The organism is Chryseobacterium sp. JK1 (genome assembly GCF_050632815.1).
Taxonomy (GTDB): domain Bacteria; phylum Bacteroidota; class Bacteroidia; order Flavobacteriales; family Weeksellaceae; genus Chryseobacterium.
On record NZ_JBODRU010000001.1, the window covers coordinates 2,153,794 to 2,176,458 of the forward strand.

Consider the following 22,665-nt stretch of genomic DNA (forward strand, 5'->3'; position numbering starts at 1 on the left):
AATTAGCTGAATTTATACGATTTTTAATGAAAGGCTAACCTGTGGTTTAAAATCAAACACTCACCATTCTAATGTCAATGTAATATTGGGATGCGATTGTATAATTTCAATTAAAATCTCAAAAAGCGTCTGTCCCTCTCCTTTCATTAATTCATCCAGTTTTTGCTGAATCAGTTCTATATTGAAAGGTTTTCCCTGGCGGATTTTATTTTCATAGAATCCACGAGTGGTGTCAACGCCCAGATCTTCTTTTGATTTCTGTGATTCTTTCCAGATAATTTCAATCTCTTCTTTATTTTCAAATACTCCAAAGCCACCGTACAGAATATCATCAAAGCCATCTAAACTTCCTACTTTCCAATCTACATCTTTCATCAGTGCATTAGAGGCTTCTTCGTAGAAACCTCCTAAAGACGAAAAATGACCGCCATGGATGACGATCATTTTTCTGGTATTGTTATTTGAAGTATTCAACTCCATTTTTGAATATATTGTGATAATTCGCAGTAGGTATATTCTTCATAAGGCCTTCTGTAAACCTTTCCGGGTGTCCCATTCTTCCGTAGATCTTTCCACATGGACTGGTAACTCCTTCGATTCCGAATAATGAATTATTAGGGTTGAAAGGCATTCCGTGGGCAATGTTTCCATCGAAGTCGATGTACTGAGTCGCAACCTGTCCGTTTTCATATAACTTCTTGATTTCTTCTTCTGAAGCCATAAAACGTCCTTCTCCATGAGAAATTGGAATGGTGAAAGTCTGATCTTTCATTCCTTTTAACCAAGGGCTCTCATCGTTCACTACTTTTACAGTGACCATCTGAGAAATATGTCTTCTGATAGCGTTGTGAGCCAATGTTGGAGAATTTTCGTCTAAATCTTTGATTCTTCCATAAGGTAACAATCCTGATTTTACCAAAGCCTGGAAACCATTACAAATTCCGATAATCATTCCGTCTCTGTCTAACAGTTCGTGAACTGCGTTTCTCATTTTCTCGTTTTTAAGAACGTTGACAATGAATTTTGCAGAACCATCCGGCTCATCACCTGCTGAGAAACCTCCTGAGAATGCTAAGATCTGAGAAGTTTTAATTTCTTCTACCCAAGCATCAATACTTTCTTCAAGCAATTGGTGATTAATATTGATTAAAGGTAAACTATTAACAATAGCACCTTCTTTCTGGAATGCGTTCAGAGTATCATATTCACAGTTGGTTCCCGGGAATACCGGAGCGAATACTTTAGGCTGTGCAATTCCGTGTTTTTTAATGATGATATTTCTTGGATTGACAGAGTTGTGCTTCTCATCAATTTCCACAGTAATCTTTTCTTTTTCTGCTGTTGGGAAAAGGTTTTCGAATGTATTGGTGTAAGCAGATACCATATCCAGGATATTCGCTTCAAGATTATTGATCTTAACAATACCTGAATCTTTTACTTCTCCAATGAACTGAAGTGTTGCAGAACCTAATTCTTCTTTTGATTCGATGATTAAGCTTCCGATATTTTTTGCTAATAATACTTTTTCATCAGCATTGATCTCCGCACCAAGTCTGTTTCCGAAGCTCATTTTTGCCAAAGCTACAGCAACACCTCCTTCTTTTACTGTTTTTACAGAAACAATTTTTCCGGCTTTGATATTTTCGAAAATCAGTTCAAAAACTTCTTTTAAAGCATCATAATTCGGAAGTCCGCTTTCCTGAGGAATGTGGTTGAAGAAATAGATCTTGTTTCCTGCATTTTTAAATTCAGGAGAGATAATATTCTGTTTTTCTCCGTTGGCACAAGCAAAAGAAATCAATGTTGGCGGAACATTTAGATCCTGGTAGGTTCCACTCATAGAGTCTTTTCCTCCAATCGCAGCCAGACCAAGGTTAATCTGAGCATCATAAGCTCCTAAAAGTGAAGCTAAAGGTTTACCCCATTTTTCTGGATTTTGTCCTAATTTTTCGAAGTATTCCTGGAAGCTTAGTCTGATGTTTTTATAATCACCTCCCATCGCAACAATCTTCGCCACACTTTCTACTACAGCATAAGATGAGCCTAACAGTGAGTTCTGTTTTGAAATTTCAGCATCAAATCCCCAACTTGCCAGAGAAACGGTTTTAATATCTTTTGCTCCTAAAACCGGTAATGTCTGAACGCTTCCTTCCATCAAAGTCTGCTGGTATTTTCCTCCTAAAGGCATCGCCACGGTAGTAGCTCCGATTGAAGAGTCAAACATTTCCAGCAGTCCTTTTTGGGAAGCTACGTTTTTATCTTTTAAAGTATTCAGGAAGTTTTCTTCCGTGAATGCTTTGGTTTCTTCTTTTACTTCCTGAAGGTGAGTAATTTTTACGTCCTGAGATTTTGAACATCCATTAGTATCCAAAAATTCTCTTGAAAGATCAACAATTTTGTCTCCTTTCCAGAACATCTGCATTCTTCCTGAATCTGTTACTTTTGCTACTTCTACAGCAACAATATTCTCAGCTTCACAGAATTTGATGAACTTTTCTTTATCTTTTGGATCTACCACAACCGCCATTCTTTCCTGAGATTCAGAAATAGCCAGTTCTGTGCCGTTTAATCCTTCATATTTTAGAGGTAATACATCCAGATTAACTTCTAAAGAGTCTGCAATTTCACCGATAGCTACAGAAACTCCTCCTGCCCCAAAATCGTTAGATTTTTTGATCAGCTTTGTTAATTCAGGGTTTCTGAATAGTCTCTGGATCTTACGCTCTTCAACGGCATTTCCTTTCTGAACTTCAGAACTCATCGTGTGAATTGATGTTTCATCCTGTTCTTTTGAACTTCCGCTTGCTCCTCCAACTCCGTCACGACCTGTTGCTCCTCCTAAAATGATGATTGAATCTCCATTGGCAGGCTTTTCTCTTCTTACCCAATCTACAGGAACAGCTCCGGTAACGAAACCTACTTCCATTCTTTTTGCCTTGTAGCCTTCATCATAGATTTCAGAAACCATAGTGGTTGCCAAACCAATTTGGTTACCATAAGAGGAATATCCGTTGGCAGCCTGTTTGGTAATTGTTTTCTGAGGTAATTTCCCTGGCAAAGTCTTATCAACAGATTCTAAAACATCTGCAGCTCCTGTTAATCTCATTGCCTGGAATACGAAAGATCTCCCTGATAATGGATCTCTGATAGCACCACCTAAACATGTGGATGCGCCTCCGAAAGGCTCAATTTCTGTTGGGTGATTGTGGGTTTCGTTTTTGAATAATAAATACCATGGTTCTTTTTTACCATCATATTCTGCTTCAATCTGAATGGTACAGGCATTGATCTCGTCAGAAATCACAAGATTGTCCAGGTTACCTGTTTTATGGAAATATTTACCGCATACTGTTGCCAGATCCATTAAGGAAATTGGCTTCAGCTCACGGCCTAAGAATTTTCTTTTCTCGATATAGTCATTGAAAATAGTTTCCAATGTATGTTTGAACTGACCTTCGAACTGAATGTCTGATAATTCTGTTTCGAAAGTGGTGTGACGGCAGTGGTCACTCCAATAGGTGTCTAATACTTTCAGTTCTGTTTCCGTAGGGTTTCTTTCTTCGGATTTGAAATATTCCTGAATGAATTTCAGGTCATCCAATCCTAATGCAAAACCATGGTCATTATAGAAACTCTCCAGTTCAGCATCATTGAAATTGATGAAGTTTTCGTGGATGATTACTTTTGATGGTGTTTCATCGGCAGGAATATCTAAGATCGACAGGTCTTTCTCCTGAGATTCCACTTTATTGATTAAAAGATCCTTGATTTTTGTCAAATCGGATTCCGAAACTCCTTCAAATTCGATCAGTTTTCCACTTCTTACTTTTGATTTTTCATTTTCTGTAAGCAAAGCAATACACTGTTGTGCAGAGTCTGCTCTCTGATCATACTGCCCTGGTAAAAATTCCATTCCGAAGTGGATCGTTTTTGCCGGGTTTTCTGTGTGTAAAATATCAGTAACAGGGTCTACGAAAGTATTGTTTACTACTTTTTCGAATTCTCCGTCATTCAGGTTGAAAATATCGTATACGTTATATACTTTCACACTTTGAACGGCCGGAACAACCGCTTTTACTTCATCAAAAATTTTTGGACTTTCAACATCGAAAATACCTCTCTTTTCTACGAAAATTCTTTTGTTATTAGACATTAGATGTCAGATTTTTTAATATTAGATTTATCTTTCTTTTACTTTTTCTATGTTTGAATACTTTTGAAGTATAAAAACTAAATTATTGTTTTTTCTTCCGTCTTTAGCGGAAATATTTTCAAGATCCGGAATACGGTTCTTTTATGGAGTACAAATTTACTCTTTTACTTTCTTTTTCCTCTATCTTTTTCTTATAAAACGAGTGCCAGATTATTATCTTTGATTAGGAGTATCCGGATGTGCTTTCTGAAAATCTTCAGCACTTTTTATTTCTTCTTTCAACCATTCTGCAAAAGGCTTCTTTTTTTCGTTAAAATCGTCTATTGCATACAATGTTTTACCGTCTTCAGAAACCAAAAATTTAAAGCGATACAGCATATCCAGTTCTTTTTTCCTGTAATCGTACGTATTTACCTGATAATAAGGAAAGTTTTCTTTGGGTCTTTCTACGATTTCAAAAAAAAGCTTCTTCTCATCATCAGAAAGCTTATTGGAAAAATTCACATAATAAATACCTGAAAGCTTTTTGCTCTGCTGATTAAATAATTGAAGAATATTTTTTTCTTTTTCATTGTATTGAAAAGGATTGGGGTAATATTTTCCGTCAATATCGACATCTTTATCAGAATAATGAACCAGAGGTTGTACAGTTTGCCCATGAGTGTTCATGACACCCCATTTTCCTCCTACAATTGATTTGTGTTCATCGTTTGTCTTTTCCCAGTCGCAGCCGTCGCAGAATACAGCATATCCGTAATTAAAAGGGGAAACAAAATCATGTTCCGGCTGAATAACTATTTTTCCGTTTCGGTCTGCAAAGCCAACTTTACCATTTTTAACCAGTCTTCTTACTCCTTCTGAGAAATAATCGGCTCCGTTGTCATATAGGAAAGGCTGATAGAGAAATTTGCCTTTTCTGTCATATATATATCCCCAGGCATTTTTTTCACGCTGCTGTCCCACTTTATCTCCATCAAAGTGAATGGTTTCACCTTCTACCAATTCTCCGTCTTCCAAATAAGAAAAAACTTTGAACTGTGCAGGAATGATGATTTTCCCATTTTGATTTTTAACTCCAACCAATGAATCTTTTGATTTAAAATACTTTAAAATTTCCTTTTCCTGAGAAAAAGAAAGTATTGGCAACAATAGAATGGTTAACAGTAGTTTTTTCATAGAAATTGGATGGAAAAAAAATATGCAGCCGAAAAAGCTGCATATTTTTTATTATACTTTAAGATCAGCCTCTAATCCTATCAGATCTTTGTTTGCGTCAATAATCGGCTGAACTTCATTCGCGATGAATTCCTCCGTTTGAATTGGTGCAAAACCAATGAAATTTTTAGGATCTAAAACCTCTTTTAATTTGGATTTATCTAATTTTAATGAATCGTCATTCAAGATTCTTTCGATAAGGTCGTTTTCTTTACCTTCTTCTTTTACCTTTTTAGACGCTTCCATAGAATGAACTCTGATTACTTCGTGGATTTCCTGACGATCGCCACCCGCTTTCACTTCTTCCATGATGATATATTCTGTCGCCATGAAAGGAAGTTCTTCCATAATATGTTTGTTGATTCTGTTTGGATATACAACGATTCCGTTCATGATGTTGTTCCAGATTAATAGAATTGCATCAACTGCTAAAAACGCTTGTGGAATTGTTAATCTCTTGTTGGCAGAATCATCCAGTGTTCTTTCAAACCATTGTGTAGAAGCCACCATTGCAGAACTTGTTGTCAAAGACATCACATATTTTGCCAATGCTCCGATTCTTTCGCTTCTCATTGGGTTACGTTTGTAAGCCATTGCTGATGAACCGATCTGGTTTTTCTCGAATGGTTCTTCAATTTCTTTAAGATTTTGAAGTAAACGTAAATCGTTGGTGAACTTGTGTGCAGACTGAGCGATATTTCCTAATAAGGCTACTACTTTCGCATCAATTTTTCTGTCATAAGTCTGTCCTGATACTCCAAATACTTTATCGAAACCGAATCTTTTTGAAAGTTCTTTATCTAAGTGTTTTACTTTGGAATAATCTCCATTGAAAAGTTCAAGGAAACTTGCAGCAGTTCCTGTAGTTCCTTTTACCCCTCTGAATCTTAATGTTTCTAAGAAGAAATCAAGTTCTTCGATATCCAAAACCAAACTCTGTAACCAAAGGGTTGCTCTTTTTCCAACAGTTGTTAACTGAGCCGGCTGGAAGTGAGTGAATCCTAACGTTGGAAGATCTTTATACTGAATAGCAAAATCTGCTAAGTTTTTCATTACGTTAACCAACTTTTTCTTTAGGATTAAAAGTCCGTCACGAATCTGAATTAAGTCTGTATTGTCTCCTACAAAAGCTGAAGTAGCTCCCAAGTGGATAATCCCTTTTGCTGAAGGTGCCACATCCCCATAAGCGTGAACGTGAGCCATTACATCATGACGGAATTTCTTTTCGTACTCTGCTGCTTTATCATAATCGATGTTTTCAGCATTAGCTTTTAACTCAGCGATCTGCTCGTCTGTAATTTCAAGTCCAAGGTCTTTTTCAATTTCAGCAAGAGCTATCCAAAGTTTTCTCCAATTCTGGAATTTGTTATTGTGTGAGAAATTAAATAACATTTCTTCACTGGAGTATCGCTCTTCCAATGGATTTTTGTAGGAATTCATTCGTTCTTTTACTTTTTAGATGTACAAAAATACGATTTTTCAGTGAGAGTTGAAAATCCTGCTTTGATGATTTTCACCCTACTTTTATTGATTTGTGTAGATTCAAACTTATATTTTTGTCTTGAAATAAAAGTTCAAGACGGGAATCATCCGCTAAAAATTTCAATATACTCCTACAATTTCCCAACTCGCACGATCATATGGTTCTGCTTCGGTTCTATAATGCATCTCATACTCAGACAATGGAATTTTTTTAACGGATTGCATTGAAATTTTCTTAACGCCCATGATTTCTAAGTCGATTAATGGAGAGTATATAAAATAGGCTATCCCATTTCTGAGACAGCCTGTTGTACGTGATTTTCATGAATCAAATTAATCAATAAGTCCGCACGGTGATCCTACAGGAATACATTTCTTTTCGAACGAACACCAGAAGTATCCTGCCAAACACATAGGGATCCCTCCTTGAACTGTTTTCAATTCTTTTTTTGAAAGTTTTTTTAGATTTTTCATACTGCTATTTTTTGATTTTTCCTACTCTATATGCTTTTCGGATTACGCTTTAATTTGGTAGCAGTAAGATACATATTTTTTCAGCAACAAATCGCAAAGCATTCATTTTAAATTATTTAATTAAAAAAAATCACCTTTAATTCAGAATTCCCAGCTGCACTATTTGTTATTTATATTCTTAATATAATCATTTAAATGATTTCCTTTAACAACGATATCCGGCGTTATTCCTTTTCCTATCTCGCCATATACTTCATGCTTTCTATTGATTAGAGTTCCTGTCGTAAGTTTTAATATCGCCCCGTCTGACAATCTGAATTCTGAATTATCAGAAGTCAGTCCCTGAGTATTAACACCCACTACTTTTACATTTTTCTGTCCTATCAGTGCGGCTGTAACAAATTCCCCAGAACTGGCTGTCTTCTTGCTTACCAGTACAAAAACGGGCAGATCTTTCTTTTTAAGCTCAATCTGCTTTACATCTATTGTAGCAATGATCGTATCATCAAAAAGGATATTTTTATCTTTATATTTATAATAGCTTATTTTACCATTGTTGTCTTTAGATCCAACCACATCTTGCTGATTAAGGAAAGGTTGTATAGCTTTAAACATCGGAGAAAACATACCGCCATCATTTTCCCGAAGGTCAACAACCCAGGCTTTAATCTTTTTAGAATCAAGAATTTTTATCTTTTTGTAAAAATCACTTACGTAAAGATTCCAATCATCATTATTGAGATTACCAATTGCAGGAAGTGTAATGTATCCCAGATTTCCATTGATAAGACTATCGTGAGGAAATGGAAACTGAATCCCGGATTCCTGATATGTTTTCATGTAAGCCTCAACCATTTCCGGAGGATAGAACCCTGAATGATGATCTTTCAGAAAGTTCAGGCTGTTGATAATAGCAGGATAGGTTTCCCTGATCGTTTTTTTATCTTTTATTACGCTCATCGTCTCCGAAGTCAGCCCAGCCCAGTCAATTGTACTTTTATTAACTGAATGCTGCTTCATCAGTAAGATCGCATTTTCCACATATTTCTGCGGATTATCCTGAGCATTCAGAAATTGAGAGAAGATTAATAAACAGAATAATACAGCACGCAATAGTTTCATTTTTTCAAGGTAAAATTAGATCTCAAATCTACATATTTATTTACAGGATTGTTAATATTATTCAAACTTTAAGCAATGCACAAAAACAGACAATACACGAAAACAAAAAGCTGCCTCACTATCGAGGCAGCCTTATTCATTTTTATACGTTCTGATCTTACTGATAGATGACTACATCATTTTTTTTAATTTGGTATCCTTTTTTGTAAGGAGTTAAAACATAGCTATCTTTAATGTGAGATCCACTTTTCCAAACCTTCTCATTTCCTTCTCTGTCCAGAATGATGCTTTTAGCCACTCCATCAGGAATAAAAACTTCAACTTTTTTCATGTTTTTAGTGAAAATCACTGCGGTCGTTGAAGAATAACTTTGATCTGAATTTACAGCTTTCAACTTTATTTTCTGACTAAAAGTCTTTATACAATCGTTTTTCAACTGTGAATAGGTATATCCTGCAGATCCGATACAACCATGAACATCTCTGTCACCTCCTAACACGGGAGCTTTTTTTTGTGTGAAAGCTAAAGAGCTAAGGAACATAGCACTGAATAAAATTGTTTTTTTCATATTTAAATTTTTTGATGATGATTGGTCAACTATATTCCCGAAAGAATATTCGTAAATTTCCTCATAAGTTACAAAAAAAACCACTCATGCGAGTGGTTTTTTTATTTTTTGACATCTGTTATTATCTGTAGATCACAACATTATCTTTTTTAAGCTGGTAGCCGTTTTTTTTGTACGGAACCAATATATATTCTCCATTTTTCCAGGCTTTGGCTTTTCCGCCTGCTCTGGTAAGAATTAAACTTTCCGCTCCGGCATCTTTAACGAAAACTTCAGCTTTTTGCTTATCCTTACTGAAGATTACTGCTGCCATTGAAGTTGAACTGCCTTTTGGAGCCACTTCAGTCAGCTTTATTTTTTGTTCAAACGTTCGTACGCAGTCTTTTTTAATTTGCGAATACGTATATCCTGCTGAACCAATACATCCATGTGCATCTTTATCGCCACCTAGTACAGGTGTTTTTTGTGCAAGAACTAAAGATCCAAGGAACAATGCACTAAGTAAAACTGTTTTTTTCATGTTGTTTGTATATGATAATAATTACGAAGTATTATTAAAAATTATGCCAAAAAAACATAAAACCCCAAAACAGTGAATAATTTTCTATTTCCTTATTTCGTCCAATTGATCTTTGAATGTTGTACATTATCGGAACTTGTTCCTATCATAATATCGAAATCACCTGATTCCCAATCGTATTTTAAGTCACCATTGTAGAATTTCAGATTTTCCGGACTGATATCGAAGGTTACTTTCTTAGATTCTCCTTTCTTCAAAAATACTTTCTGGAAGCCTTTCAGTTCTTTTACCGGTCTGGTGATACTTCCCACCCAATCTCTGATGTACAGCTGAACAACTTCAGCACCATCATAATTTCCTGAGTTGGTAACCGTCACAGATGCCTGGATGGTTTGGTTACCTTTTGGATTGGTATTGGAAACAGCGATATCAGAATAATTGAACTTTGTATAACTCAGTCCGTATCCGAAAGCATATAATGGAGTATTACACTCATCCATATAGTTTGAACGGAATCTCTGGTATTCACATTTATCAGTCAGTTCCTGGCTTAATGGGCGGCCTGTATTTTTAGCATTATAATAAATTGGAACCTGTCCAAGGCTTCTTGGGAAAGTCATTGGAAGTTTTCCTGATGGGTTTACTTTTCCAAATAGGACATCAGCAATAGCATTACCTGCTTCAGATCCCGCAAACCATGCATTCAAAATAGCATCTGGTGTATCTTTTACATTGGTTAAAGCTAATGGACGACCAGTGAAAAGAACCATTGCAATGGGCTTCCCGGTTTTCTTCAATTCGTTCAACAGATCAATCTGTGATTGAGGAATGGTAATTTCCGTTCTGGAAGAAGATTCTCCGCTCATTTCTGCAGATTCTCCGATAGCAAGAACGATAAAATCTGCTTTATTGGCAACTTCTACCGCTTCTTTTAATAATTCTTCTTTGGAACGGTTATCTCTGTCTGTTTTCTTTCCGTGAGCAGCATAAATTTCCTCAAGCTTTGCATCATAATCGATATTAGCACCTTTTGCAGAAAGGAATTTTACATCTTTTCCGTAGTTTGCCTGTAGCCCTTGCATCAAATTAACTGAAATAGCATGCTTAGTTGCTACACTCCAGGTTCCCGCCATGTTCATGGAGTTGTTCACCAATGGACCAATTACTGCAACTGTTCCTGATTTTTTCAGTGGTAAAACCTGGTTTTCATTTTTCAATAAAACCATCGATTGGGCAGCAGCATTTCTTGCAATGTTACGGTTTTCAAGGTTGTAAACTTCTTTTGCGGCCAGTTTTGCATCTCCATGCTTGTATGGATTATCAAATAAGCCTAAATCGTATTTTGCTTCAAGAATTCTTCGGGTAGCCATATCAATCTCTGCCTGAGTCACTTTTCCTTCTGAAAGAGATTTTTTAAGGGTAGTTAAAAATCCTTCCCCTACCATATCCATATCAACACCAGCTTTTAGGGCCAAAGCAGAAACCTGCTGAAGATCTCCCATTCCGTGGTCAACCATTTCATTGATTCCTGTATAATCCGTTACCACAAATCCTTTGAATTTCCACAGATTTCTCAATACCTCAGTTTGAAGCCATCTGTTTCCTGTTGCAGGCACTCCGTCCACTTCATTAAAAGAAGCCATCACTGAAGCTACACCGGCATCCACAGCGGCTTTATAAGGCGGAAAATATTCATTGAACATTCTCACGTGGCTCATATCAACCGTGTTATAATCTCTTCCTGCTTCACCAGCTCCGTATAATGCAAAATGCTTTACACAAGCTAATATATTGGTTCCGTTAGCAAGGTCTTTTCCCTGGTAACCGTATACCATATTTTTAGAAATTTCACTTCCTAAATATGGATCTTCACCAGAGCCTTCGGATACTCTCCCCCATCTCGGTTCACGGGAAATATCGACCATTGGGGAGAAGGTCCAGTTGATTCCGTCTGAAGCAGCTTCTCTGGCGGCTACTCTGGCAGACTGCTGGATAATATTCATATCCCACGAAGCGGCTAATCCCAATGGAATAGGGAAAGTAGTTTCATATCCGTGAATAACATCCATACCAAAAATCATTGGAATTTTTAAGCGGCTTTTTTCAACAGCTACTTTCTGAACGGCTTTAATTTTGTCTGCTCCTTTTATATTGAACAATCCTCCCACAAGTCCCTGTTCTACTTTCTTTCCGATATCTGAACTTTGAGCCATTCCGGTGGTAAAGTCTCCGGAAGTCGGAAGATTCAGCTGGCCAATTTTTTCGTCCAGTGTCATTTTAGATAAAAGATTATCTACAAAAGCTTTCTTTTTTGCCTGATATTGAGCGGTCTGATAAGCCTGTACGGGTTTATCCACCATCTCCTGGGCAGAAAATACCGGCGAAAGTGCTAAAGTTGCAAGTACAATTAACTTTTTCATAAATCTATCTTCTTAAATTATTGTTTTATATTTTAATTCAACGGAATTTTTCTTTATCATTCTGTGTTTTATCAACTATTTTTGTTGCTTTTCTTATTTCCTTTTGGATAGCATCCATTCATATAGTTGCGGGTTTGAATAGGCAGAATCCCAGGAATTGTGATTATCATTTGGGAAAATAGTCAATTCGGCATTAGGATTTACCGGATGAAGCTTTTGATAAAACTTAAAAGCATTTTCTGGCAATACAATATCATCCATTCCACCGTGGTATATTTGCATATTCAAATTTTTATATTGTTGAATATTGGCAGTCATTACCTGATCTGTAGGCGCGCAAACAGAAACAACGGCAGCAAACATTTCCGGATGTTCCATTGCCAGTTTTAAGGTTCCCCAACCTCCCATAGAAAGCCCGGTAAGATAAATTCTGGAGGCATCTATTTTATATTTTTTCTGAATTTCTTTGATCAGATTATAAACCGTAACGGTATCCCACCACATATTTTCCGGACACTGAGGGGCAAGAATAGCTACCGGTTCCTTGATTAGTTCTCTGTAAGTAAAAGGGCTGTGTGCTTTTACCATTTCAAGATTATTCCCTCTTTCTCCTGAACCATGAAGGAAAACAATTAATGGAACATTTCCTTTTACTTTTTGTGGATAATCCAAAATATAGGACATTTTTTCGGTCCTTTTAATTTCTTTATTCAATTCTGCTTTTATTTCCTGCGCATTCACCTGTAATGAAAACGGAAGAAGTAAAAGCGGAAGGTGTTTTAGTTTTAATTTCATATTGATTTCGGTTTTGCCTAAAGTCTTTGGATGTGATGTTATTTTATTCCATATTTTGTGGATTGGAAGCTTAGTTTTTTCAATCCTTGCTGAATTTCCGGAGCGTTCATAAAGAGTTTCCAAAGAAATCCGGTTCTGTAATTTTCTATCATAGGAGCAATTGTTCCCTGATCTATTGCCAAATATCTTGGAGTAAACCAATTGTTATAATTGATTGATGTTGCATCATAAGGTCCTGCCGAACCTATAAATTCAGGTTTTTGAGTGTAAATAAATCTCAAAAAATCCATAGATTCTTTTGGTGTATATGGAAAACTGCTGAGTGCAGCTGTAGGAGTGATTACTCCGTGGTCATTTTGTGGAAAATGGGCATCATAACCAACGCTGCCATCTTTATTTCTTGAATAACCGGCTGTTAACCCCCAATAATTTGGTCCATAGCCCTGCCATTGTTTTGGGTTTTCAACACAGTATTTATAGTCGATAAGAACTTGATTTTTATTTAAATCAAAATAATTTTTAATTAACTTATCTGATAAATGGGTCGGATCTAATCCTATGTACGAATATTGTGTCCAGAATAATGGGCCACCATATTCTTCCGCTCCATTATGTTTTACGTACATTGGAAGTCCATATTTTTCGTTATTTGAAAGGTAAGTTCCATTTCTGGTCCAGCCTTTATAATACGTTTCTGCATCAATTGAATAAGTAGGTGAAGAGGCTGCCAGAATATAGGTAATTAGACATTCGTTGTATCCTTCAAGAGGGAAGTTCATTTCCCATTGGTAATCGGGTGACCAGTGCCAGTAAAGAACTTTTTCACCTCCTTTGGTATACCAGTTCCATTGGATTCCTTTCCAAAGCTCATCACATTTTGCAGCGAGTGCTTTTTCTTCTTTGTTTCCATTCTTAAAATATTCTCGAACCATCAAAATTCCTGAAGTAAGAAATGCAGTTTCTACAAGATCACCACCATTATCTTTTTTACCAAAAGGAACTGTTTTTCCTGTTTCTCCGTTGATCCAATGCGACCAGACACCTTTATGACGGTCTGCTTTTGCCAGGAAATCCATGATATGAGAAAGTCTTTCTACAGCAGCTTTTCTCGGGACAAAACCTCTTTCTACCCCTACGAGAATGGTTGCCAATCCAAACCCGGAACCTCCTGTTGTGATCACATGCTTATCATGATCCGGATAAATATCATCTTCATGGTAACGTTCTCTTCCCAGCATAGAATTAGGTTCAGCATAGTCCCAGAAATATGTAAGGGCATCTTTTTGAACTCTGTCCATTAACTGTTCGTCTGTAATATTGTTTTTTACGGCTTCAATTTTCCCAACTTGCTGTTGAGCTCCTGAAGTATTTTTACAGGAATAGGTAAATAATAAAGAGGTGATAGCAATTGATAATATAGTCCTTTTCATGAGATCTCTTTTTTATGGGGTTCTAAAAGAAGAGGAGAACTTTCATTCTCCTCTTAAAGTTTATAATTAAATTTTTAATAGTTAGGATTTTGCTGAGACAATCCTCCAGCTTCTGTTATAAAATCCTGAGGAAGTGGGAATAGCTCGTGCTTTCCAACAATGAACTTCTTACCACCATCAGCGGCCATTGCAGCTTGTGCCTGTCCTGTTCTCACAAGATCAAACCATCTATCATGCTCGAAAGCTAGTTCTAATCTTCTTTGTTTCCAAATATCTGCTCTTACATCCCCTTGAGAAGACGCAGGCGTATCTCCTATATGAGCTCTGTTTCTTACCTGATTCAAAAAAGGAATAGCTAAAGAAGTTTGCCCTAACTCATTCATTGCTTCGGCTCTAATTAAAAGCACCTCCGCATATCTTAAATATCGAATGTTAACATCTGTTGAAGCTTGATCTCTATAATTAGAAGAGTAAGCTTTATAATTATAAAATTTATTTTCTGTATTTGGACCTACATAATACCCATCATATAAAGTCATATCTCTGTGGATAATTGTAGCATCTCTTCTTGTATCTGTTGCTGAATAAGCATCATACAAACTTTGCGTTGGAGTAGCAAATCCCCAACCCCAACCAGTTGTACCTCTAGCTCCTTGTACTTGACTATATTGTTGAATTGCTCTTCCTGCTGTTCCTCCACTACCATTAATTTCAAAAATAGATTCAGCATTATTTTCTCCTGAAACTTTATAAATCTCCTGAAAATCTGGTGTAAGGGAATAGCCGGTAACCAAGTTTGTTTCATCTACAGCTAATTGCCATTTTTTCTGATACAAATAGACCTTAGCTAATAATGCATGAGCAGCCCCTTTTGTTGCTCTAGCACCTCCCGTTCCTGTTGGCAGAACCTCAGCAGCTTCTTTAAGATCTTTTTCTATAAATGCATAAATCTCTTCCTTACTTTTCCTTGTAAGCATCATTAATTTATCAGCCTCAACCCCTGTTACAGCGACATGATCTACCAAAGGTACTCCGCCAAAAGATCTTACTAGGGTAAAGTACATAAATGCTCTTAAAAACTTGGCTTCACCTGCTAATCTAGCACGTAACTGCGAATCAGCTTTATCCAATTGGGGAAGATATTTCAATGCTTGATTACATCTATTAATTCCCTGATAATTAGACGCAAATAATTCTTTAAAAGAAGGTGTTGAAGCCGAAAAAGTTAAAGCATCCAAAATATCTTTATCTGAACCAGAGTCACTTGCACTAGAGCCTTTATCCGCGTCATCAGAAACTATCGACGTCACTCCTATCCATGCAAATGTACTCATATTCCAATCTAGAAACTTAGCATATATAGCTGTGACTAGATTATTTGCTCCTTCATTATTATTATATATTTCTCCAAGTGCAGACTCGGGGATTGCCTCTGTAGGTGAAACATCAACAAAATCATTACTACAACTTTGGTTTACTGCTCCTAAAATCAGAAATGCTGCTGCTATTATATATTTTTTATTCATTTTTTAAAAGTTTAAATTAACACCAAATACAAAAGATCTTAATGTTGGGTAAGCATCTAACTCCACCCCTGCACGTTTGTATGGATCACCCTCAGCGGTAGGATCAGCAGGATTATATCCTGAAAGCTCAGAAGAGTATCCTGAATATTTTTGGAATACAAATGGATTAATTGCACTTACATAAAGCTTAATTGATTTAACGTAATTCGTTAGGTTTTTGAAAGTATATCCTACAGAGATATTATTAATTCTGAAATAATCTCCATCTTCTAGATAAAATGTAGAAGCAATTGGAATATTTTCAGGATTTATTGGATTTGCTGCATTGGTGTTTGTTGGCGACCAGAAATTATTAGCTACAGAAGCTTCAACATTCTCACCTCCACTTCTTTGTGCTTTTTTACCATTATATACTTTAAATCCAAAAGCACCATAACCATTAAGAGCGAAATCCCAATTTTTATAAGCCATAGAAATATTCACACCTAATGTTGATTTTGGTATGTAAGAATCAAAAAAACGTCTGTCTCCTCCATCTACAACTCCATTACCATTCAAATCTTTAAATTTCAGGTTTCCTTTATCATCATAACCATCTGCTTCATATAGATAGAAGCTACCCAAAGCATAACCAACTGCCGCAGCATTGAAAATTTTTGTATCTACTCCATTACCAAGATTTCCTCCTACAATTTGTGAAACTGGTTTAGAAAGATCCATGCTGGTAAGTTTGTTCTTGTTATAAGAATAATTTGCACCAATTGAATAAGTAAAATCCTGACCAACTTTATCTGACCAGTTTAAGCTTACTTCAGCACCTTTATTCACAACACTTCCCATATGAGAATAATTCACTTCGGAGATTCCTGTTGCCATATATGGTACTACTCCTAGAATAAGGTTCTTTGTTTTTCTGTTATAAATATCGAAAGTACCTGTTAATCTGTTATTCAAGATACCAAAATCTAATCCTAAAGAAGATTCTTCTGTCACTTCCCATCCTAAATCCGGATCATAGCCTTTATTCACTGTAACTCCATTGCTTACAGGAGAACTTCCAAATGCATAATTATAGCTAGCTCCCATTGAAAGTGGCAGATAATTCAGAGGCACAGTTTGGTTACCTATTCTACCCCATCCTCCTCTAACTTTTAACATATTAAAGAATCCATCTTTCATAAATTCTTCCTCGGAAACAACCCAACCTGCACCAAATGATGGGAATGTCCCCCACTTGTTACCATCAGAAAACTGAGAAGAACCATCTCTCCTGATTGTTCCACTCAATAAATAACGGTTCATAAATTTATACTGAAATCTTCCAAAATAAGAAATTGTTGTATTTCTGTTACCTTGTATAGATTCAATAGCTTTGGTATCATTATCACTATATAAATCACCATAGTAATCTACTCCATTTAGGTTCCAATAATCTTTTGAAACAGGAAGGTTCTTTCTATTGATCACTAAAGTTTCAAGGCCATTCTTTACAGATGCTTCCGTACCAATAACAACCTCAATATCATGATTCTCAATTTTCTTAGTATATGTTAAATAGTTATTTAATAGCCAGTTGTAGTAATTTTGACTTTTGTTTGTCAATCTTGTTTTCGGAGAAGTAGCTGAATATAAATTCTCTGTTCTCGTCGGATCACTATCCAACCATAAAGCTCTGGAGTTTACAAAATTATAATATTTATAATTACCATATTCTCCACTAAACTGAGAGGTGAATTTTAAATCTTTAATAATATCTATATCCAACTTCAGACCTCCTTGTAATACAAAATTTTTTGCTTTTTGGTCATCATAATTAAGCTGCATTAAAGGGTTGGCTACATTATTGAATCGCCCTCCCACATAACCTATATCTCCAGTAGTCTTATTAATAATTGGTTGACCATATTTCCCATTTGGATAATATACAGGTACTAATGGAGATTGCTTATAAGCATTTGTAAAAGCTCCAAATGATTTTGGTGTCTCATTTGTGAATGTTGCACTTAGAGTTTGTGCTAATCTAATTCCTTTAGCAATTCTAAACTCGTTATTACTTCTTACTGTAGTTCTGTTATAATTGGTTCCTTTAAGAATAGATTGCTCATCATAGTTTCCTAAACTTAAAAAGTATTTTGCAGCTTCAGAAGAGCCCGAAATAGAAACATTATGTTGATTATAAATACCTGTTCTTGTAATTTCTTTAAACCAATCTGTATTATAAGGTTGGTTAGGATTTATATAATCACTTTTACGACCTGCATTATTATAGTTTGCAAATTCTGAACCATTGGCCATTTTGATTGTTTTTAATGGGCTTCTAAACCCAACTAAACCATCATAGGAAATACTTAATTTACCTTTACCTGATTTTGTAGTAATAATAACTACTCCATTAGCGGCCCTGTTACCATAAATAGCTAATGCTGCCGCATCTTTCAATATATCATATGTAAGAATATCATTCGTATTAATATTATTAATATTTTCAGCAAACATTCCATCTACAACATATAAAGGTGTTCTACCACCTAACACGGTTCCCAGACCTCTAATCATAACTGTAGGAGTAGATCCTGGTGCATCAGAAGCTATAATCTGTACCCCTGCTGCTTTTCCCTGAATAGCTTGTGAAGCATTCAATACTTTGGTTCTGGTTACTTCCTCTGCGCTGATAGAGCTGATAGAAGTTGTATTGTCTACTTTCTTACGGCTACCATATCCAATCATAACGACTTCGTCAATCTTCTGGACTTTGGTAGAATCCGGAGTAGTTTGTGCATTCACGTTCATTCCGAAATACAGCACGGCAATGAGACATGAATACTTTAAATCACGTTGTTTCATATAGTTTCAATTTATTCAAATAATCAAATTGTAATATGTCTTAATAAGTGGAGTTATTTCAAAATCTCAAAAAAAGACATTAGCCAAAAATATAAAAAATATCCCACCATGTTAAAATATCTTAAAAATTTAACATTAATTCGTTTTTATTGAATGAAAATTGGAATAGAATCAATTTTTATGAATTTTAATTCAAAATATTCACGATCAAATTAATATATTACTAATAACAAAACATTAATTTTAATGCAATTCTTACCCAAATATCGACCCAACAATTAATATTTTGTTAAATAAAGAATAGTATTTACCTTTGGTGCAGTTTTTGAAAAAAGCATTACGAAAAAAATCAATAGAAAGATCAATGAAAAAATATATCATTGCAGCCGCTTTTATTATCGGAACCGGCGCAGTTATTACCACCACCGTACAATCCTGCACCACTCTCGCAACAAGTGATATGGGACTTTCCATTATCAAGAGGATGCTTTTGAATGGTATTGATAAAGGAATGGGAGTATATGCAAACAAAGAAGCATTTCTACAGAATAATATGGTAGATAAGGCCCTTCCAAAGGAACTTAGAGACATTAACTCTATGCTTGAAAAAATTGCGCCTTCATTGGTTGCCAAAGAGAGAGATTATATTGCGCAGGCAGCTGCATATACGGTAACTACCTCTAAACCGATTTTAGAAGGTGCCGTCAACAGCCTTAATGCTCAGGATGTCACCAGAATTATTCAGGGGACAACTGCTACACAGATTCTGAAAGAAAAAACATCTCAACAGCTTGTAGCTGCCATTGCTCCGAAAGTAGATGAAAAACTGAACGAGTACGGAATCGTAAAAACAATCAATACAGCCTTAGCAGGAAACAATTTTCTGGGGAGTCTTTTAGTAGGAAACAAGAACACTGTAAACTCCGGTGGATTGAGCCAACTTGCCTCTGAGCAGCTTGTGAACGGCTTGTTCAATATCATTGAAGATTACGAGCACCAGAATTCCAAATCCCTATTGGGGCCATTTGGAAAATAGGAATTTTTTCGCTATATTTATATTATATTAACTATTGCAGATGGATATATTACAAGGAAATCAACACGCAAGTCCTGAGGATTTTTACAAGTCCTTAAAGGACAAACTGGAAGGTCATCACGATTTTCCTGAGGATTATTTATTTAAATTTATTGTTCCCACAGATCAGTCAAAATTAACTGAGATTTACAAAGTTTTTGATGGTATCAAGTTTACATTGGGGAACCGAGAAAGCAAAAATGGAAAATATACGGCCTGCAACATTAATGCATTTGTACTGGATGCAGATCAGGTTGTACATATTTATAAAGAAGTAGCAAAAGTAGAAGGCGTTATTCTATTATAAAAAAGCAATAGCCGTTTCATCATCGTGAAACGGTTTTTTATTTCCAGAAAACATAGACAATAGCATGATGAACATTCCATTGATTTTATTTAGTAGTGTTGTAGTGATTTCTTCGATAAGCTGTGTTCATCAGAACAAGAGTGAGAATCATACAATAAATACATCCACCGTGATTCAACAACAAAAAATTGAAAAGATTGAGCTAACAGAACAAACAAGAGGCTTTAGAAGAAGTATAGTACTTACTCCTGCTTCAAAGACCATCAATACGAATGAAGAAGTTGTCAGTTCTAAAATAGCTTCTTCTGAATGGGCTAAGATTTCCAAACTGGTTGAAACCATTGATTTAAAACAAATATCAAGACTACAATCCCCCACTACAGGCAGAAATTCTGATCGTGCGCTGGCTTCTTCTATAATCATCACTTCCGAAGGGACAGAGTATACTTCTTCAAGTTTTGATTCAGGAAAGCCACCTAAGGAGCTAGAAGCTTTATATAATGCTATTGAGATCAAAGAGGAAAAGTAATAAAATACCAGACATAAAAAAACTGCTCTTTTCACAGAGCAGTTTTCTTATTTATTTTTCAATAAAAAATTTTACATTTTCAAGCGGTCTTCCCAGCATAGCGACTGAGCCTTTCACCAGAATCGGCCTTTGGATCAGTGAAGGATTTTCGGATAGAATTTTAATCCATTCTTCTTCGGAATAACTCTTATCTGCATAGTTTTCTGTATACAGCTTATCCATCTTACGGATAATGTGAAAAACGCTTTGATTCAACTTCTTCAAAACTGTTTTGATCTCCAGAATACTTAACGGATCTTCAATGATATTAATAATCTCAAAAGGCACTCCGTTTTCATCAAGATACTCCAATACAGCATTTGATTTTGAACAGTTCCCGTTGTGTAAGACTTTAACTAACATTTTTAATTGTTTTTAAAAATTAAACTCGCCTATAACAAATGTAAGAAGATTAATCCTGAAGGATTCTTAATATTCTGATAAATGTTTGTTAAAACAACCCGTGAAGTTCGGCTTCAATTTTTTCAAGAATCAATCCGAAATCTTCAGGTTTTTCAACAAAATCAAGGTCGTCTACTTCAATAATAAGGAGCTTTCCCTCGGTATAATTTGAGATCCACTTTTCGTATTTCTGGTTCAGCTTTGATAGATATTCAATACTGATAGATGCTTCATATTCACGTCCTCTTTTATAGATCTTTTTTACGAGATTAGGAACGTCTGATTTTAGATAGATCAAAAGATCAGGAGCTGAAACAAAAGATTTCATCAGATCAAAAACTGAGGAATAGTTATTAAAATCCCTGTCTGAAAGAAGATTCATATCATTTAAGTTTTCTGCAAAAATATGGGCATCTTCATAAATGGTACGGTCCTGAATAATATTTTTACCACTTTCTCTGATCTCTTTTACCTGACGGAATCTGCTTCCCAGGAAGTACACCTGCAGTGCGAAACTCCACTTGCTCATATCCGAATAAAAATCCTCCAGATAAGGATTATGATCTACATCTTCAAATTGTGCATCCCATCCGTAATGCTTGGAAAGCATGGTAGTCAAAGTTGTTTTTCCTGCTCCAATGTTTCCTGTAACTGCAATGTGCATATTCTTTTTCCTTGTATTTACTGATTAATTGATAAGCTTTTCCAGGCCTTCAGTCTGAACTTCGGAAGCAGTTTCAATCAATTTTTCTAAAGCATTGTCTGAAGACTTCTCCGTTTTTATTCCTTCCTTATTCTCCTGAGGTTTCTCAGTAGGTTCCGGTTGAAAATCCAGCTGTTTTTGCCTTTTGGCTTTTTCTACTTTTTCAAGGCTGTAAAGATAGAGTTTGTTGGCCTTGATTTCAAAATAAGAAAGGATGTTTTTATCCACAATTTGTGCATCCTGGTCATCGAAAATTATCGATATTCCTTTTTCGGGAATATATTTTGAAATGGAGTTATTGGAGATCACCAGAATATTATCGTTCTCTCTTCTGAACCTCTTTCCGTTATCTATAGGAGCTTCAAAGAGTTTTTCAAATTTAAGACTGTATATTCTGATATGTTTTCTGGTCAGAATATAGACTTTTCCCTCGTACACTAAAAGATCCATCAAATCATCGAAGCTGACATCAAAAGGATACGAATTGATTGTTGTATCGTTTCTGAAATTATATTGTATCAGACGCTTAGTACTATCATCCAAGAGCCACATTTGCTGAAGATCTTCGGCATAAGCCATTCTGATAAATCCAAATTTCTGTTTGAAATCTACCCGTTGGATCTCGTTCATGTTTTGATCTACAAATTTCATTTCCTGCGCATTTTCTGAAAAAAGAGGAACGTTGAGCGGATTCTGGACCGTTTGTATTTTATAGGGAACTGTAAGCATCATCTGCCCGATCTGTTTACCTAAAGAATCGTATTTCGTAAGACTAAAGTCTTTATTTTTATAGATATACAGATTTCCGTAGTCGTCGGCCAACAGATCTTTAGCTTCCTTCAGTTTCAAAGTGTCTAAAGGAATGATATTCTGTCCGAATGCTGTACAGAAAAGGAAAAAAAATAGTATGTTTAAAAACTTCACTCTGCTTTTTTAATGTGTTCAATATACTGAAAAATAATTTCATCCAAAAGGTCATTTTAGGAAACAATACGATCCTTGCCATTCACTAAAATGATTGTTCAAATTACCATTTATTTTTGAGGCATTTTGTAGATTGA

The 22,665-nt window shown here is 35.7% G+C and carries 19 protein-coding genes; 3 read left to right on the forward strand and 16 right to left on the reverse strand.

Annotated features, from left to right (window positions below; all coding sequences use genetic code 11):
• Positions 1 to 60 precede the first annotated feature (60 nt).
• The 13 genes from ACQ76T_RS09775 to ACQ76T_RS09835 all read right to left on the reverse strand — a co-directional run bounded on the left by ACQ76T_RS09775 (position 61) and on the right by ACQ76T_RS09835 (position 18,549).
• Complete coding sequence (locus ACQ76T_RS09775) at positions 61 to 480, reverse strand: ribonuclease inhibitor (protein WP_431343116.1); 420 nt, start codon at positions 478 to 480, stop codon at positions 61 to 63.
• A complete protein-coding gene (locus ACQ76T_RS09780; protein ID WP_431343117.1) occupies positions 458 to 4,153 on the reverse strand; it encodes a phosphoribosylformylglycinamidine synthase in 3,696 nt (1,231 codons plus the stop codon). Before ACQ76T_RS09780 ends, ACQ76T_RS09775 begins: the two co-directional genes overlap by 23 nt.
• A 213-nt stretch (positions 4,154 to 4,366) precedes the next feature.
• Complete coding sequence (locus ACQ76T_RS09785) at positions 4,367 to 5,329, reverse strand: WG repeat-containing protein (protein ID WP_431343118.1); 963 nt, start codon at positions 5,327 to 5,329, stop codon at positions 4,367 to 4,369.
• A 51-nt stretch (positions 5,330 to 5,380) separates the two neighbouring features.
• Positions 5,381 to 6,808: an adenylosuccinate lyase gene (purB, locus tag ACQ76T_RS09790; protein WP_431343119.1), complete on the reverse strand. Its 1,428-nt coding sequence runs from the start codon at positions 6,806 to 6,808 to the stop codon at positions 5,381 to 5,383.
• Positions 6,809 to 7,183: 375 nt separating this feature from the next.
• On the reverse strand, positions 7,184 to 7,324 hold the full coding sequence (locus ACQ76T_RS09795; protein WP_431343120.1) for a bacteriocin-like protein: 141 nt from the start codon (positions 7,322 to 7,324) through the stop codon (positions 7,184 to 7,186).
• A gap of 159 nt (positions 7,325 to 7,483) precedes the next feature.
• Positions 7,484 to 8,446: a S41 family peptidase gene (locus tag ACQ76T_RS09800; protein WP_431343121.1), complete on the reverse strand. Its 963-nt coding sequence runs from the start codon at positions 8,444 to 8,446 to the stop codon at positions 7,484 to 7,486.
• 157 nt (positions 8,447 to 8,603) lie between these two features.
• Positions 8,604 to 9,014, reverse strand: coding sequence for a hypothetical protein (locus ACQ76T_RS09805; protein WP_431343122.1), 411 nt, complete (start codon positions 9,012 to 9,014; stop codon positions 8,604 to 8,606).
• Between the two features lie 121 nt (positions 9,015 to 9,135).
• Complete coding sequence (locus tag ACQ76T_RS09810; protein ID WP_431343123.1) at positions 9,136 to 9,534, reverse strand: hypothetical protein; 399 nt, start codon at positions 9,532 to 9,534, stop codon at positions 9,136 to 9,138.
• A gap of 92 nt (positions 9,535 to 9,626) precedes the next feature.
• Positions 9,627 to 11,954, reverse strand: coding sequence for a beta-glucosidase BglX (gene bglX, locus ACQ76T_RS09815; RefSeq protein WP_431343124.1), 2,328 nt, complete (start codon positions 11,952 to 11,954; stop codon positions 9,627 to 9,629).
• Positions 11,955 to 12,047: 93 nt separating this feature from the next.
• Positions 12,048 to 12,749, reverse strand: coding sequence for a prolyl oligopeptidase family serine peptidase (locus ACQ76T_RS09820; RefSeq protein ID WP_431343125.1), 702 nt, complete (start codon positions 12,747 to 12,749; stop codon positions 12,048 to 12,050).
• 38 nt (positions 12,750 to 12,787) lie between these two features.
• A complete protein-coding gene (locus tag ACQ76T_RS09825; RefSeq protein WP_431343126.1) occupies positions 12,788 to 14,179 on the reverse strand; it encodes a glucoamylase family protein in 1,392 nt (463 codons plus the stop codon).
• A 74-nt stretch (positions 14,180 to 14,253) separates the two neighbouring features.
• The gene (locus tag ACQ76T_RS09830) at positions 14,254 to 15,705 is read right to left on the reverse strand and encodes a RagB/SusD family nutrient uptake outer membrane protein (protein WP_431343127.1); all 1,452 of its coding nucleotides are present in this window, start codon (positions 15,703 to 15,705) and stop codon (positions 14,254 to 14,256) included.
• 3 nt (positions 15,706 to 15,708) lie between these two features.
• Positions 15,709 to 18,549 (reverse strand): SusC/RagA family TonB-linked outer membrane protein, encoded by a 2,841-nt coding sequence (locus ACQ76T_RS09835; RefSeq protein WP_431343128.1) that lies wholly within the window; start codon positions 18,547 to 18,549, stop codon positions 15,709 to 15,711.
• Between the two features lie 364 nt (positions 18,550 to 18,913).
• On the opposite strand from ACQ76T_RS09835, the gene ACQ76T_RS09840 reads away from it, so the two are divergent.
• The 3 genes from ACQ76T_RS09840 to ACQ76T_RS09850 all read left to right on the forward strand — a co-directional run bounded on the left by ACQ76T_RS09840 (position 18,914) and on the right by ACQ76T_RS09850 (position 20,460).
• Complete coding sequence (locus ACQ76T_RS09840; protein ID WP_431343129.1) at positions 18,914 to 19,585, forward strand: DUF4197 family protein; 672 nt, start codon at positions 18,914 to 18,916, stop codon at positions 19,583 to 19,585.
• 40 nt (positions 19,586 to 19,625) lie between these two features.
• On the forward strand, positions 19,626 to 19,931 hold the full coding sequence (locus ACQ76T_RS09845; RefSeq protein WP_431343130.1) for a DUF493 family protein: 306 nt from the start codon (positions 19,626 to 19,628) through the stop codon (positions 19,929 to 19,931).
• Between the two features lie 169 nt (positions 19,932 to 20,100).
• On the forward strand, positions 20,101 to 20,460 hold the full coding sequence (locus tag ACQ76T_RS09850) for a hypothetical protein (RefSeq protein WP_431343131.1): 360 nt from the start codon (positions 20,101 to 20,103) through the stop codon (positions 20,458 to 20,460).
• A 51-nt stretch (positions 20,461 to 20,511) separates the two neighbouring features.
• On the opposite strand, the gene ACQ76T_RS09855 is transcribed toward ACQ76T_RS09850, so the two are convergent.
• The 3 genes from ACQ76T_RS09855 to ACQ76T_RS09865 all read right to left on the reverse strand — a co-directional run bounded on the left by ACQ76T_RS09855 (position 20,512) and on the right by ACQ76T_RS09865 (position 22,528).
• On the reverse strand, positions 20,512 to 20,862 hold the full coding sequence (locus ACQ76T_RS09855) for an ArsC/Spx/MgsR family protein (protein ID WP_431343132.1): 351 nt from the start codon (positions 20,860 to 20,862) through the stop codon (positions 20,512 to 20,514).
• Positions 20,863 to 20,950: 88 nt separating this feature from the next.
• Positions 20,951 to 21,565 (reverse strand): deoxynucleoside kinase, encoded by a 615-nt coding sequence (locus ACQ76T_RS09860; protein WP_315033920.1) that lies wholly within the window; start codon positions 21,563 to 21,565, stop codon positions 20,951 to 20,953.
• A 24-nt stretch (positions 21,566 to 21,589) separates the two neighbouring features.
• Entirely contained in the window at positions 21,590 to 22,528 is a 939-nt protein-coding gene (locus ACQ76T_RS09865) for a hypothetical protein (protein WP_431343133.1), read from the reverse strand.
• Positions 22,529 to 22,665 lie beyond the last annotated feature (137 nt).

Bases quoted from the DNA above. Each gene is read 5' to 3' on its own strand.
- ACQ76T_RS09775 (WP_431343116.1), bottom strand. From the start codon at position 480: ATGGAGTTGAATACTTCAAATAACAATACCAGAAAAATGATCGTCATC.
- ACQ76T_RS09780 (WP_431343117.1), bottom strand. From the start codon at position 4,153: ATGTCTAATAACAAAAGAATTTTCGTAGAAAAGAGAGGTATTTTCGAT.
- ACQ76T_RS09785 (WP_431343118.1), bottom strand. From the start codon at position 5,329: ATGAAAAAACTACTGTTAACCATTCTATTGTTGCCAATACTTTCTTTT.
- purB (WP_431343119.1), bottom strand. From the start codon at position 6,808: ATGAATTCCTACAAAAATCCATTGGAAGAGCGATACTCCAGTGAAGAA.
- ACQ76T_RS09795 (WP_431343120.1), bottom strand. From the start codon at position 7,324: ATGAAAAATCTAAAAAAACTTTCAAAAAAAGAATTGAAAACAGTTCAA.
- ACQ76T_RS09800 (WP_431343121.1), bottom strand. From the start codon at position 8,446: ATGAAACTATTGCGTGCTGTATTATTCTGTTTATTAATCTTCTCTCAA.
- ACQ76T_RS09805 (WP_431343122.1), bottom strand. From the start codon at position 9,014: ATGAAAAAAACAATTTTATTCAGTGCTATGTTCCTTAGCTCTTTAGCT.
- ACQ76T_RS09810 (WP_431343123.1), bottom strand. From the start codon at position 9,534: ATGAAAAAAACAGTTTTACTTAGTGCATTGTTCCTTGGATCTTTAGTT.
- bglX (WP_431343124.1), bottom strand. From the start codon at position 11,954: ATGAAAAAGTTAATTGTACTTGCAACTTTAGCACTTTCGCCGGTATTT.
- ACQ76T_RS09820 (WP_431343125.1), bottom strand. From the start codon at position 12,749: ATGAAATTAAAACTAAAACACCTTCCGCTTTTACTTCTTCCGTTTTCA.
- ACQ76T_RS09825 (WP_431343126.1), bottom strand. From the start codon at position 14,179: ATGAAAAGGACTATATTATCAATTGCTATCACCTCTTTATTATTTACC.
- ACQ76T_RS09830 (WP_431343127.1), bottom strand. From the start codon at position 15,705: ATGAATAAAAAATATATAATAGCAGCAGCATTTCTGATTTTAGGAGCA.
- ACQ76T_RS09835 (WP_431343128.1), bottom strand. From the start codon at position 18,549: ATGAAACAACGTGATTTAAAGTATTCATGTCTCATTGCCGTGCTGTAT.
- ACQ76T_RS09840 (WP_431343129.1), top strand. From the start codon at position 18,914: ATGAAAAAATATATCATTGCAGCCGCTTTTATTATCGGAACCGGCGCA.
- ACQ76T_RS09845 (WP_431343130.1), top strand. From the start codon at position 19,626: ATGGATATATTACAAGGAAATCAACACGCAAGTCCTGAGGATTTTTAC.
- ACQ76T_RS09855 (WP_431343132.1), bottom strand. From the start codon at position 20,862: ATGTTAGTTAAAGTCTTACACAACGGGAACTGTTCAAAATCAAATGCT.
- ACQ76T_RS09860 (WP_315033920.1), bottom strand. From the start codon at position 21,565: ATGCACATTGCAGTTACAGGAAACATTGGAGCAGGAAAAACAACTTTG.